This window comes from Clostridium sp. DL-VIII, from assembly GCF_000230835.1.
GTDB lineage: Bacteria > Bacillota > Clostridia > Clostridiales > Clostridiaceae > Clostridium.
The window spans coordinates 6,331,022-6,343,778 of sequence record NZ_CM001240.1 but is presented as its reverse complement, the minus strand read 5'-3'; the positions used below and the strand labels follow the sequence as shown (position 1 = coordinate 6,343,778).

General features: G+C 31.8%; 10 protein-coding genes, 2 tRNA genes and 2 rRNA genes (1 of these 14 only partly in view). 11 read left to right on the top strand and 3 right to left on the bottom strand.

Translation table 11 applies throughout. The annotated features are described in order from the left end of the window. The 6 genes from CDLVIII_RS28605 to CDLVIII_RS28580 all read left to right on the top strand — a co-directional run. Positions 1 to 1,377 (top strand): 23S ribosomal RNA (locus tag CDLVIII_RS28605); it begins 1,536 nt to the left of the window's first position. A 202-nt stretch (positions 1,378 to 1,579) separates the two neighbouring features. Continuing rightward, a 5S ribosomal RNA gene (gene rrf, locus CDLVIII_RS28600) occupies positions 1,580 to 1,696 on the top strand. Between the two features lie 47 nt (positions 1,697 to 1,743). Further along, positions 1,744 to 1,820, top strand: a tRNA-Ile gene (locus tag CDLVIII_RS28595). 1 nt (position 1,821) lies between these two features. Beyond that, a tRNA-Ala gene (locus CDLVIII_RS28590) sits at positions 1,822 to 1,897 on the top strand. A 267-nt stretch (positions 1,898 to 2,164) separates the two neighbouring features. Next, entirely contained in the window at positions 2,165 to 2,602 is a 438-nt protein-coding gene (locus CDLVIII_RS28585; protein WP_009172970.1) for a hypothetical protein, read from the top strand. A gap of 58 nt (positions 2,603 to 2,660) precedes the next feature. Next, a complete protein-coding gene (locus CDLVIII_RS28580; RefSeq protein WP_009172969.1) occupies positions 2,661 to 3,107 on the top strand; it encodes a VanZ family protein in 447 nt (148 codons plus the stop codon). 496 nt (positions 3,108 to 3,603) lie between these two features. Here the strand turns inward: CDLVIII_RS28580 and CDLVIII_RS28575 are convergent, their stop codons facing one another. Then, entirely contained in the window at positions 3,604 to 5,082 is a 1,479-nt protein-coding gene (locus CDLVIII_RS28575; protein ID WP_009172968.1) for a hypothetical protein, read from the bottom strand. A 275-nt stretch (positions 5,083 to 5,357) separates the two neighbouring features. Between CDLVIII_RS28575 and fusA the strand changes: the two genes are divergently transcribed. From fusA to CDLVIII_RS28555, 4 genes are all read left to right on the top strand, one after another. Continuing rightward, positions 5,358 to 7,439 (top strand): elongation factor G, encoded by a 2,082-nt coding sequence (fusA, locus tag CDLVIII_RS28570; protein WP_009172967.1) that lies wholly within the window; start codon positions 5,358 to 5,360, stop codon positions 7,437 to 7,439. A gap of 268 nt (positions 7,440 to 7,707) precedes the next feature. Beyond that, on the top strand, positions 7,708 to 7,953 hold the full coding sequence (locus CDLVIII_RS28565; protein WP_009172966.1) for a hypothetical protein: 246 nt from the start codon (positions 7,708 to 7,710) through the stop codon (positions 7,951 to 7,953). A 104-nt stretch (positions 7,954 to 8,057) separates the two neighbouring features. Beyond that, positions 8,058 to 9,011, top strand: coding sequence for an ROK family protein (locus CDLVIII_RS28560; protein ID WP_009172965.1), 954 nt, complete (start codon positions 8,058 to 8,060; stop codon positions 9,009 to 9,011). 383 nt (positions 9,012 to 9,394) lie between these two features. Continuing rightward, positions 9,395 to 10,630 carry a competence/damage-inducible protein A gene (locus tag CDLVIII_RS28555; RefSeq protein WP_009172964.1) on the top strand — a complete coding sequence of 412 codons (1,236 nt, stop codon included), beginning with the start codon at positions 9,395 to 9,397 and terminating at the stop codon, positions 10,628 to 10,630. 234 nt (positions 10,631 to 10,864) lie between these two features. Here CDLVIII_RS28555 and CDLVIII_RS28550 read toward each other — a convergent pair whose 3' ends face one another. Next, on the bottom strand, positions 10,865 to 11,212 hold the full coding sequence (locus tag CDLVIII_RS28550; RefSeq protein ID WP_035301967.1) for an ATP-binding protein: 348 nt from the start codon (positions 11,210 to 11,212) through the stop codon (positions 10,865 to 10,867). Between the two features lie 20 nt (positions 11,213 to 11,232). After that, complete coding sequence (locus CDLVIII_RS28545) at positions 11,233 to 11,964, bottom strand: NAD-dependent protein deacylase (protein WP_009172963.1); 732 nt, start codon at positions 11,962 to 11,964, stop codon at positions 11,233 to 11,235. 306 nt (positions 11,965 to 12,270) lie between these two features. Here CDLVIII_RS28545 and CDLVIII_RS28540 point away from each other — a divergent pair, with 306 nt between their 5' ends. Beyond that, positions 12,271 to 12,579, top strand: coding sequence for a 2Fe-2S ferredoxin (locus tag CDLVIII_RS28540; RefSeq protein WP_009172962.1), 309 nt, complete (start codon positions 12,271 to 12,273; stop codon positions 12,577 to 12,579). The last annotated feature ends 178 nt before the right edge of the window (positions 12,580 to 12,757 follow it).

Genomic DNA, 12,757 nt, shown 5'->3' with positions numbered 1-12,757 from the left:
CCGTTCCAACAATTCTGAGGCGTGATGGGGAAGGTTCCACGGAACCGAAGTATCTGATTCCATGCTTCCAAGAAAAGCATCTAGAGAGAGAAGTAGTGCCCGTACCGCAAACCGACACAGGTAGATGAGGAGAGAATCCTAAGGCCGACGGAAGAATTGCAGTTAAGGAACTAGGCAAATTGACCCCGTAACTTCGGAATAAGGGGTGCCTACGGAAACGTAGGTCGCAGAGAATAGGCACAAGCAACTGTTTAACAAAAACACAGGTCTCTGCTAAAGCGAAAGCTGATGTATAGGGGCTGACGCCTGCCCGGTGCTGGAAGGTTAAGGGGAATACTTAGCGCAAGCGAAGGTATGAACTTAAGCCCCAGTAAACGGCGGCCGTAACTATAACGGTCCTAAGGTAGCGAAATTCCTTGTCAGGTAAGTTCTGACCCGCACGAATGGCGTAATGACTTGTGCACTGTCTCAACTGCAAATCCGGCGAAGTTGTAGTGCGAGTGAAGATGCTCGCTACCCGCGATTGGACGGAAAGACCCCGTAGAGCTTTACTGTAGCTTAGCATTGAATTTCGGTATTGTCTGTACAGGATAGGTGGGAGACTGGGATACCAGGGCGTCAGCTTTGGAGGAGTCGTTGTTGGGATACCACCCTGATAGTATTGAAGTTCTAACTGGATGCCATGAAACTGGTGACAGGACATTGTTAGGTGGGCAGTTTGACTGGGGCGGTCGCCTCCTAAAATGTAACGGAGGCGCCCAAAAGGTTCCCTCAGAACGGTCGGAAAATCGTTCGAAGAGTGCAAAGGCAGAAGGGAGCCTGACTGCGACACTTACAAGTGGAGCAGGGACGAAAGTCGGGCTTAGTGATCCGGTGGTACCTCGTGGGAGGGCCATCGCTCAACGGATAAAAGCTACCTCGGGGATAACAGGCTGATCTCCCCCAAGAGTTCACATCGACGGGGAGGTTTGGCACCTCGATGTCGGCTCGTCGCATCCTGGGGCTGAAGTAGGTCCCAAGGGTTGGGCTGTTCGCCCCATTAAAGCGGCACGCGAGCTGGGTTCAGAACGTCGTGAGACAGTTCGGTCCCTATCCGTCGCGGGCGTAGGAAATTTGAGAGGAGCTGTCCTTAGTACGAGAGGACCGGGATGGACTGACCTATGGTGTACCAGTTGTTTCGCCAGAAGCATAGCTGGGTAGCTAAGTCGGGAAGGGATAAACGCTGAAAGCATCTAAGTGTGAAGCCCACCTCAAGATGAGATTTCCCATAGCATAAGCTAGTAAGACCCCTTGAAGACTACAAGGTTGATAGGTCAGAGGTGTAAGTATGGTAACATATTTAGCTGACTGATACTAATAGGTCGAGGGCTTGACCAATATAATCAAGTTGTAAATACATTAAGGACTATGTGCAATTTTGAAAGAACAAGGTTCTTTTAAGTAGTAGTTATTTAGGATAATTACTGAAAAAATAGTATAAGCGATGAACAAGGGTTATTTTTCTAAGGAAACACTAACTCACATACGTTCGTTGGTGTGCTGTTTTTCAACCAAATCGAAGATTTGGGAAAAACATGCATCTCGTGATGATGGCATAGAGGTAACACTCCTTCCCATTCCGAACAGGAAAGTTAAGGTCTATAGCGCCGATGGTACTGCATGGGAGACTGTGTGGCAGAGTAGGACGTTGCGAGGTAATCTTGTTTTTACAAGATTTTATATTAAAGTTTTAGTGACTTTAATGGATCTTTAGCTCAGTTGGTTAGAGCAACCGGCTCATAACCGGTAGGTCTAGGGTTCGAGTCCCTGAAGGTCCACCATGGGGGTATAGCTCAGTTGGGAGAGCACCTGCCTTGCACGCAGGGGGTCAAGAGTTCGAATCTCTTTATCTCCACCATTAGAAAACTATGAATTTGTAATTCATAGTTTTTTTATTTTTTATATTATATATGCTATTCAATATAATATAATAGAGAAATGTAAACTTAAATATAAAAAACAGTAGAACTATCTCATAAAATGAATTAAAAATACTAATTATTACAGTGTACAATAGAAAAATTATAGCATATAATTTAGTTGTAGAATGTGTTAAAAAAAGGAAATTCGATAATTAAACATGTAGTAAAATAGAGAGAAATTATATTTATGAGAGGGTATGAGTATGATACAAACTATTGTCTGTAAAAAAGATGGGTGTAGTGGAAATGAGTTTCATATAATGACAGAAGATAATAAATTAAAGCTAACATGTAAGGATTGCGGAAGTGATTATTATTATGATGTAAGTTATTATGATTTCATAATGCTATCAAATTGTACAGAATGTAATAATGATACATTTAAGGTCTTTAATAATTTAGATGAACAAGGTATATATGCAAAATGTACCAAGTGCGGAGCCCCACCAGAAAAGGTATTTATTGATGATGAGGGAGTACAAGTAACATATGAAGCTAAACTATTACAAGATATAAAGCAATTTATGTATCAAATAGATCAAAGAATTTGCAATCTTGAGTTAAAGATTGATGGACTAGAAAAGGGACAGGAATTGTTGGAAGAGTCACTTGCATATATAAATAGATACATGTCAGAATGAAGTATCCATAATAAGCATTAAGCTATAGCGTAGAAATCTTACTTTAAAGAGGTTAAATATGAGAAACAAAAGGAAAATTATTTATTGGTTTTTATTAATTATTTGGATGGCTGGAATATTTGTTATGTCAAATCAACCAGCTAACATATCTGATTCTCAAAGTGAAGGGATAATAAAAGTATTAGCTAGTATAGGTATAGATGTAAATGGTATTTTTGGACAGCTTGCTAATTTTGTTGTTAGAAAATGTGCACATTTTCTTGAATATATGATTTTGGCCTTATTAGCATTTAATGTGTTTAATTTATATTTTAATATGAGGAAAGTTGTTGTTATGACTATAATATTTGTATTTTTATATGCCTGTTCTGATGAAATACATCAACTTTTCGTATTGGGACGAGAAGGTGCTGTTAGAGATGTCATAATAGACACTTTTGGTAGCATTGTTTTGATATTAATTAGATTAAGCAGGATTCATTTATTTAGAAACAAATTGATATAATCTTTTAATTTTGTGTTTCATTTTATAATATGAATGCATGCTTATAATAATATGAGAGATATAATCAGAGATTATTTTATGCGCTGATTATATCTCTCATATCATTATAGACAGAGTTTTTTAGTAAACTTAGATGCTATATATTAAAAAAGGATTAATTATGTATAATAATTATTTTATTTTGTCATTCATAAAAAAACTATCTTTTATTATCTTTGAGGAATAAATAATTTAAATTTGTTCATATGTGTAATGTAAACTTTCTAAATACCTACCAAGATAGCTTTCATCAACTTCTTTTGCAAATCTAATTGTATGTATTTAGTATCTATATTAAATGGATTATGATTTGATAGTGAAACTAATTAAATAAAAAATTGTTGTTTTAAATTTTTTAGCTTATCTGATAGCTGTGTGAAGAAGCTATTATCTCATAAATCATATCCACTACTTCGTCATAGCATTAATTTTTATGTTATAGATGCTTAAAATCGATTCACTTAATTTTAAATAGATCAATTATCTTGAAAATAATCTTTATAGAAACAAATAAGAGTAATCCATCAAAAATAAAATTAAATAGGAATAATTGCTTCGCAGTATCAGCTTCACCGTTGCCTACAAATGGCATTGGGAATTGAATTATACCTATTAACATAACAGTCCAGAGTAAAAGTAATTTGGTTTTTATTTCTAAATTAGATTTACTTTTAATATATTTATAAAGTGAGTATACTGCAAGAATAAGATAAACTGAAACTATAAAGTATAATTCGTGAGGAAGCATATTTTCTCTAAATGTTGACCAAAGAGTAAATCTATTGAAGTCTGTAATAGGCTTTTCACTATAGCTTCTATAATGTTTTCCAAGCAATGTACTAGTAGAAAATGCTTTACTAGCTGTATATTTCATACCATTTAATAATCTTTGAGGATGAGATAAATAAAATTTAGCAAGTTTTAGATTATTTATGTTACTATAAAATTCTTCAGCAGTTAATTCGCTTTTAGGAGAATACTTCACATATTTATCCTCAGCTAAATAAGCGTTTTTTCCAGCGTCGACTGCCATATCTGGATTAAGACCTAAATCTATTAAATCTTGCTCTGGAGTTTTAGAATCTTTTAATATACCATAAAAAACTGAGTTATATTGGGTATCAACATTCAAGTCAGAGCTATTATAGCTAATGCCAATAGGATATGCTATTACAAAACAAAGGACAATGCACAATATGTATAGATTTATTTTATTGAGAGAACGTCTGTTATCAAAGAGTACTTTAACGATAAAAAGTATAATAATAGGCAATGAAGTAAGTACTTGTAGTTTTGAACCCAAAAACAAGAATGCTGAAAACAATATGAAAAATATTTTTGAAAATATTTTTTCGTTTTTCTTAAGGATATATTTGTAATAAATGTAGTTAAGAACAGAAGCAATAAATAGTACTAATGTTGTAAACATCATTGGTTCACCGTAAAGACTATTGAACCAAATTAAATAATTTCCATCAAAGAAGAAGAACAGTATTAATAGTTCAAGAATTATGAGTTTTATGCGATTCTTTATGTTAAAGGATTTTAATATTATGCTAAAAGAAAGAATATATATAATACTGTAAATTACAGATAAATACTGAGTTTTAAATATAGCTTGCCCAAATAATTTGGAGATAGTATTAATTAGTATAATTAGATAACTAAGGCTAGATCCAAAAATAGTTAAGGTTAGATTGGTAATATTCGTTATTTGATAATCAGTTACAATATAACTCATAAATCTTATAAAGTTAGGATTATTTGCATCTGAATCTAATAATGATAGCCCAGATATGCTCATTATTCTATTAAAATCACCTTGGTCAGCAACACCAACTTGTGGTTGTATAAATAAAACTCCAATAACTATTCCAATGGCAAGTATAAAAAATAAAATCTTATAATAACTTCTTAAGTTTTTCTTGGTATTCATTAAATTTTGCCTCCATCAATTTAGATTAAAATTATAAAATAGCCTTAACTAATGACAGATAAAATTATAATGTTTTTTTAAAAATACTACAATAAAATGTAAGAATAAATTGAAAAGTTTAACAAAGAAAAGGATAATATATAAATTTTCAGAAAATTTAGAAAATTAAAGAGGATTTAATGAACATAAATAGAAATATAATATCAAATAATATTATCATGGGAAAGGCAGGTGAAAGCCAACTTTTAAGATGACTTAAAAGTTTGGTAGAGTTCATGAAAGATTATAGTATTAAAAATTTAAGGAATGTAGGATTAATGGGACATAATGGAACAGGAAAAACTTCTTTAGCAGAAAGTCTTCTATATTATTCGAAAATAATAGATAGATTAGGGAAAATTGAAGATGGAACTACTGTTTTAGATTTTGATACTGAAGAAAAGAACAGACAATTTTCTATTGCACTTTCAATAGCTCCAATTGAATTAGATAATATTAAAATAAATCTTGTTGATATTCCAGGATATGCTGATTTTCAAGGTGAATGTATTGAGGGAATGAGAGCTGTAGATGTTGGAATGATAGTGGTAAGTGCAGTTTCAGGAATAAAAGCTGGGACTGAAAGAGCATGGGAATATTGTAATAAAATTAAACTGCCTAGAACAATTTTTATAAATAAACTTGATCGTGAAAATGCAAATTTTGATAAGGTATTAGATTCACTTAAAGAAAAGTTTGGAATGAGTGTAGTTCCAATTCAATATCCAATAGGGAAAGAAGATCAGTTCACAGGTGTAATAAATGTTATTTCAGAGCAGGCGCGAATATATGATATAAAGACTAAAGAAATAAAGATTTTAGATATACCAGAGGAATTGAAAGAGAAAGTTGAAGAATGCAAAAGAATGATTATGGAGTCAGTTGCAGAAACTGATGAAGAATTATTAGACAAGTATTTTAGCGAAGGAACATTAAGTGATGAAGAAATTTGCAAGGGTTTAATAAAAGGATGTGCGAGTGGCGATATTGCTCCTGTTATGTGTGGCAGTGCAACTAAAGTAATAGGAATGGATTCTTTAATTGACGATATTGTGGAATGCTTTCCTTCTCCAGAATATGCAATTTCTCAAAAGGCTTTGAATGTTACAAATAACGAAGAGACTTTCGTTAATCTTGATCAAGAAAAGCCATTTTCAGCATTGGTATTTAAAACGATTGCAGATCCGTTTGTAGGTAAAATATCTTTCTTTAGAGTTATGACTGGAGAAGCTAAAGAGGATATGACAGTATTAAATGTTAATAAAGATAAAGCTGAAAAATTATCTCATATTTGCTTCATTAGAGGAAAGACACAAATACCAGCTAAAAGAATTATTGCGGGAGATATAGGAGCAATTTCTAAATTACAGTATACAAATACAGGAGATACACTAGCAAGTTCAGATTTTAAAATAATGTATGATAAAATGAATTTTCCTAAAGCAGTTTGTTCTATGGCAATGATACCACAAGCCAAAGGTGATGAAGAAAAGATATCTCAGGCTTTAAATAAATTAAAAGATGAAGATCCAGTTTTCGAAATATCAAGAGATGTAGAAAATGCAGAAATCATAGTTTCAGGGCTTGGAGAAACTCATATAAATGTAATTGCAAGTAAAATAAAAAGTAAATTTGGAGTAGATGCAGTTTTAAGTTTGCCAAAGGTTCCATACAAGGAAGCAATAAAAGGGACTTCGGATGTACAGGGGAAGCATAAAAAACAATCTGGTGGTCATGGACAATATGGTGATGTTGTGATAAAGTTTGAACCTAGAACAGATGGAAACGAAGATTTAGAATTCGTGGATAATGTTGTTGGAGGATCCGTTCCAAGAAACTTTATTCCGGCAGTGGAAAAAGGGTTGAGAGAATGTATTGCTCATGGTGTTTTAGCCGGCTGTCCAGTTATAGGTCTTAGGGCGACTCTTCATGATGGATCATATCACTCAGTTGATTCATCTGAAATGGCATTTAAGCTTGCAGCATCCATAGCTTATAAGAAAGGTCTTGAACAGGCAAAACCTATTTTGTTAGAGCCAATAATGAAAGTTGAGGTTGTATTACCTAATGAATATATGGGTGATGTAATTGCAGATATAAATAAAAAGAGAGGCAGAGTAATTGGAATGGAACCAGAAGGAGGTAAGCAAAAGGTCATGGCAGAAATTCCACTTGCAGAAATTAGAAAGTATGCCACAGAGCTGCGTTCCTTAACTCAAGGCAGGGGAATGTTTTCAAAGGAATTTATTAGATATGAAGAAATTCCAGAGATGGAAGTAGCAAAAGTTATAGAAAGTATAAATAATCTAAAAAAATAGAGGGCTAAACGTGAATTTCTAGGAAAGAATATATATAGATAAAGTACCAAGCTTAAAGATAATTTTAAACTTGGTACATATTTTTGGAGCATAAATTTTTATTAAAAGATTCCAAATTAACTTTTTATTTTTTAATGAATAGAAAGTTATAGTGATGGAGTTAGTCTATAATGCAGAAGGATTTTTACATTAATTTCATAGGATATAACTGCCAAGGCGAGCATATAATATATTTAATATTAATTATAAATCTTAGGAGGAGAAATTAATGTCAGACTATAGCATGGACATCAGCGGAAAGATTGATTTGAGCGATTATAGCAATATATTTGATTATTTAAATATAATAGACAATAATGATAATTTTGTAATAAGGATTGATAGAAATAATAAAGAAGACATTGATTTAATTAATTCAATGCTAAAGGATAATAAATTTGTTGTTAACTATACTCAATACGATGATTTGGGAAACTATTATATTAGTGCTAATAAAGCATCTTCAAGAAAATAATATAAAAATACAGGTTTTATTACTGGAGCATATTATAGTATAATATAATTCAGAAGAAATTGTTTTTAATTGGGAAATATACAATAACAAAGGAGAGTTATATCATGGAAAAGTATGTTGTGGGAGTAGATTTAGGAGGTACTAAGATAAGTACTGCACTAGCTAATTTAAATGGAGAAGTAATAAGTCAAACAACAGTACCAACAAATGCTAATGAAGGAGAAATTCCAGTACTAAATAGAATCATAGAATCTATAGAGAAGGTAATTAAAGATGCTTCAGTAACTTATGGAGAGATAAAGGGAATAGGTATAGGTTCACCTGGACCATTAGATGCTGAAAAAGGAACTATAATTTATACACCTAATCTTCCATTTAAGAATTTTAACTTGGTTGATCCGATAAATAAAAAATTTGGATTACCAGTTTTCTTAGATAATGATGCAAACGTTGCAGCTATTGGAGAGTATATGTTTGGAGCAGGAAGAGGAGCAAAGGATGTAGTATTCTTCACAGTGAGCACAGGAATAGGTGGAGGAGCTGTTTTAGATGGTAAAGTGTATAGAGGTCATACTTCAAATGCACTAGAAATTGGACATATGACAGTAGCACCAGATGGCCCTAGATGTAATTGTGGAAATATTGGATGTGTAGAAGCAACATCATCAGGTACTGCAATTGCAAAAAGAGGACAAGAAGCTGTAGCTAGCAAAGTTGAAACTTCTCTAAGAAAATATGAGACAGTTACCTCATATGAAGTATTTACAGAAGCAGCTGCAGGAGATCCTGTATGTAAAGATATCATAGATAATGCATTAAATTATTTAGGAATAGCTATTGCTAATGCAGTATCTATTTTTGATCCAGAAGTAATAATAATAGGTGGCGGAGTATCAAAAGCTGGAGATGTTGTTTTTGATACAGTAAGAAAAGTAGTTGATAAAAGATGCTTTAAATCCATGGCAGAAGCAGTTAAAATTGTTCCAGCAGGATTAGGTACAGATGCTGGAGTAATAGGTGCTGTAGCATTAGCATTACTTGAAACAGAAAATAAATAAAATTATGAATGATTAAAATATAACTTTTATAATAAAATTATTAATAGGTATGAATAAGTAAGAGGGAATATACATACAATAGAAGTATGAAAGACTCTCCTAGCAATGAATTTTTTCATTCTCATACATATTTACTAATCTTATTTTAAGTGAAGGCCTATTTTTAAGAGAGCTCTATTTTTTTGATTTTGGTTTTTGCTTAAATAAGATTGAGGTGAAAAAATTTTTTATATAAGCTATCTCTAGATTTTATTTAGATTTAGAGATAGCATATTATAAAAGAAAATATTTTTATATAAACCTATTCAATATGTTATTGGATAGGTTTTAAACTTATATAATGATATTACAGATAAAAATTTATAAAAAAGAAGGTAATAAATATGAAAGCAGAAATTATAGCTGTAGGAACAGAAATATTGTTAGGAGACATAATTAACTCAAATGCTCAGTATTTAGCACAAGAGCTGGCAGCATTAGGAATAGATATGTATTATCAACAAGTAGTTGGTGATAATGAAGACAGGATTATTCATGCTTTTGAAGAGGCGTATAGCAGAAGTGATATTATAATAACAACAGGTGGACTTGGACCTACAGCAGATGATTTAACTAAGGAAGTTGCAGCTAAATATTTTAATAAAGAGTTACTTCAACATGAAGAATCTATTGAAAAAATAAAAAACTATTTTAAATTCAGAGAAAGAAAGATGACTGAAAATAATTTGAAACAAGGTTTAATACCTGAGGGAGCTATTGTAATTAATAATAATAATGGTACAGCACCTGGAGTAATTATAGAAGAAAATAATAAGATAATGATAATTTTACCTGGACCACCAAAGGAAATGAAACCAATGTTTGAAGATACAGTTAAGGGATACCTTCAAAAAAAATCATATTCCATATTGGTGTCAAAAGTAATTAAAATATTAGGTATTGGAGAAAGTGCAGTTGCTGATGAATTAAAAGATATAATGGATGCACAGACCAATCCAACTATTGCACCCTATGCTAAAGAAGTAGGAGTACTGCTTCGTATAACAGCTAAGGCAAAAACTCAGGAAGAAGCACTTAAGTTAATAAAGCCAGTAGAAGAAGAAATTAAAAACAGATTAGGCGATAATGTTTATGCAACTGAAGATATTAACTTAGAGGATGTTGTAGCAGAGCTTTTAATAGAAAAGAAGCTCACAATATCTACAGCAGAATCGTGTACAGGCGGAATGATTGCAGCTACATTAATAAACTATCCAGGAATATCTGAAGTGCTTTTAGAAGGTGCTGTAACATATTCAAATGAAGCTAAACATAAAAGATTAGGAGTTGAGAATGAAACTTTAGAAAAGTATGGAGCTGTAAGTGAAGAAACTGCAAGAGAAATGGCTATTGGTATTGCTAAAACAGCTAATACAGATGTAAGTATTGTAACAACAGGAATAGCAGGACCAGGGGGAGGAACAGAAGAGAAACCAGTTGGATTAGTATATATAGGAGTATATGTTCAAGGAGAAGTAGTAATAAAAAGGTGTATATTTAATGGAAATAGAAATCGAGTAAGACTTCAAGCTACAACAACTGGCTTGGATATGTTAAGAAGAATCTTAATAAAGAAATAATAAACAATCCTCAAATAAAAGGTTAACTTTATACATTTGTCCAAGAAACTTCGAAAATGAATAATTAAAATTTATGAAAATAAAAATGCCACAATATATGTTAATTTGGATAACATATATTGTGGCGTTACAAATTGTATATAAATAAAAATGGGGGAGAGGCGATTAAATATTGAAGTTAAATACTTCATTATTATTTATTGCCAAATTAAATTTATTTATACATAATTTAGATTAAAACTTTTCTTTTTTTAATGAAATACTAACTTTAAATAAATCTCCATCGAATTTAAGTTCAAAGATACCTTTTTGAAGCTCTACTAAACTCTTTGCAATAGATAATCCAAGACCTGAACCTTCGGTTGTTCTTGAAGCATCACCTCTTTTAAATCTTTCTAGGATTTCTTCTTCGCTGAAAGTTAATGGGTATTTTGGAATATTTTTAAATGTCATTAATACGAAGTTATCGTTATCTTCAACATCTATATATACTCTGGTACCACTTAAGGAGTATTTCAAAATATTAGAAATCAAGTTTTGAAATATTCTAAAGGTTCTTCTGCCATCTGCATATATATTCAATTTTTGCTGTAGAATTAGTTTTATAATGAATTTACGGCTTCGCTTAGAACTTTACCGATAGAATCGTGTATAACTAAATCAGCTTTTGAATCAGCAGAAGTTGAACTTTTGTTTATAAGTATAAGGTTATTGCCCTTGAAATAATCTATAAGGCCTGCAGCAGGATAAACAACAAGTGAAGTTCCGCCGATAATAAGAGTATCAGCTTTAGAAATAGCATTTATTGCACCTCTAATTACACTGTCGTCTAGGCCTTCTTCATAAAGAACTACATCAGGTTTAACAGAGCCGCCGCATTTAGTACAAGTAGGAACTCCATCAGAGTTTAAAATAAATTTTTCATCATAGAATTCATGACATTTAACACAATAATTTCTGTGAATAGAGCCGTGAAGCTCAAAGACGTTTTTACTTCCAGCCATTTGATGAAGTCCATCTATATTTTGCGTTACGATAGCTTTCAGTTTTCCCATTTCTTCAAGTTTGGCTAAGGCCAAGTGGCCGCTATTTGGCTTTGCTTCTGGATATATAAGTTTAGATTTATAGAACTTAAAGAATTCTTCAGGATATTTAGTATAAAAAGTATGTGATACTAATTGCTCTGGCGTAAATGTAATATTTAGTTTTTCGTTAAATAACCCATTTGAACTTCTGAAATCTGGAATGTCGGACTCAGTACTGACACCGGCACCGCCAAAAAAAACTATGTTGTTGCTTTCTTTTAGAATACTTGATAATCTTTCAACACTCATAAAATACCTCCAAGTTAGAATTAAAAATACATTTGTTATCTTATTTAATTATGGCACAATCAATTAAAAAAATAAATTAATATCTTTATATTAAAAATTAATTGTCAAGAGAAGAATTAGATGATAAAATGGTAAAAATAATAAAAAAGGCAATGTAAAAAATTAATACAATTAAACAAATTCATGAAAAATATTTTTAAAATTGATATTTACTTTGATTTTGTCATCTCAGTTTTATAATAGGGCTATACTTTGACATTATTGAAGAAATATAAATATTTAATTTACGAAAGTGGGGAAAGTAAAATGATAAGTTTAAAGCATCATATTTTTGTATGTGCGAGTTGTAGAGTTAATGGAATGCAAAAAGGAATGTGTTTCAGTAAAGATTCAGTAAAGGTTGTGCAAAAATTTATGGAGGAAGTTGAAGATAGGGATCTAATAAACGAAGTAATGGTCACTAATACTGGATGTTTGGGAGTATGTAACAAGGGTCCGATTGTAGTGGTTTATCCAGAAGGAACTTGGTACGGAAATGTTCAAGTGAAAGATGTTGAAAGAATTATGGATGAACATATTGAAGGTGGAAAAGTAATAGAGGATCTAGTTATCTAAGGTTTGGTAAAAATAGCACTAAGTTAAGTAAGATAATGTATATTTTGTGTCATTTGAGATTGATTTTATATATGCCATAAGATGAGTATAATCGACTGCTTGACACAAAATATTATTTTACAGTTTCACAAGATTAAATAAAAATAGAAAAAAGTTGTTGACATAATCTTCATATCTA

Coding starts and splice junctions, on each gene's coding strand:
- CDLVIII_RS28585 (WP_009172970.1), top strand. CDS start 2,165: ATGATACAAACTATTGTCTGTAAAAAAGATGGGTGTAGTGGAAATGAG.
- CDLVIII_RS28580 (WP_009172969.1), top strand. CDS start 2,661: ATGAGAAACAAAAGGAAAATTATTTATTGGTTTTTATTAATTATTTGG.
- CDLVIII_RS28575 (WP_009172968.1), bottom strand. CDS start 5,082: ATGAATACCAAGAAAAACTTAAGAAGTTATTATAAGATTTTATTTTTT.
- fusA (WP_009172967.1), top strand. CDS start 5,358: ATGAAAGATTATAGTATTAAAAATTTAAGGAATGTAGGATTAATGGGA.
- CDLVIII_RS28565 (WP_009172966.1), top strand. CDS start 7,708: ATGTCAGACTATAGCATGGACATCAGCGGAAAGATTGATTTGAGCGAT.
- CDLVIII_RS28560 (WP_009172965.1), top strand. CDS start 8,058: ATGGAAAAGTATGTTGTGGGAGTAGATTTAGGAGGTACTAAGATAAGT.
- CDLVIII_RS28555 (WP_009172964.1), top strand. CDS start 9,395: ATGAAAGCAGAAATTATAGCTGTAGGAACAGAAATATTGTTAGGAGAC.
- CDLVIII_RS28545 (WP_009172963.1), bottom strand. CDS start 11,964: ATGAGTGTTGAAAGATTATCAAGTATTCTAAAAGAAAGCAACAACATA.
- CDLVIII_RS28540 (WP_009172962.1), top strand. CDS start 12,271: ATGATAAGTTTAAAGCATCATATTTTTGTATGTGCGAGTTGTAGAGTT.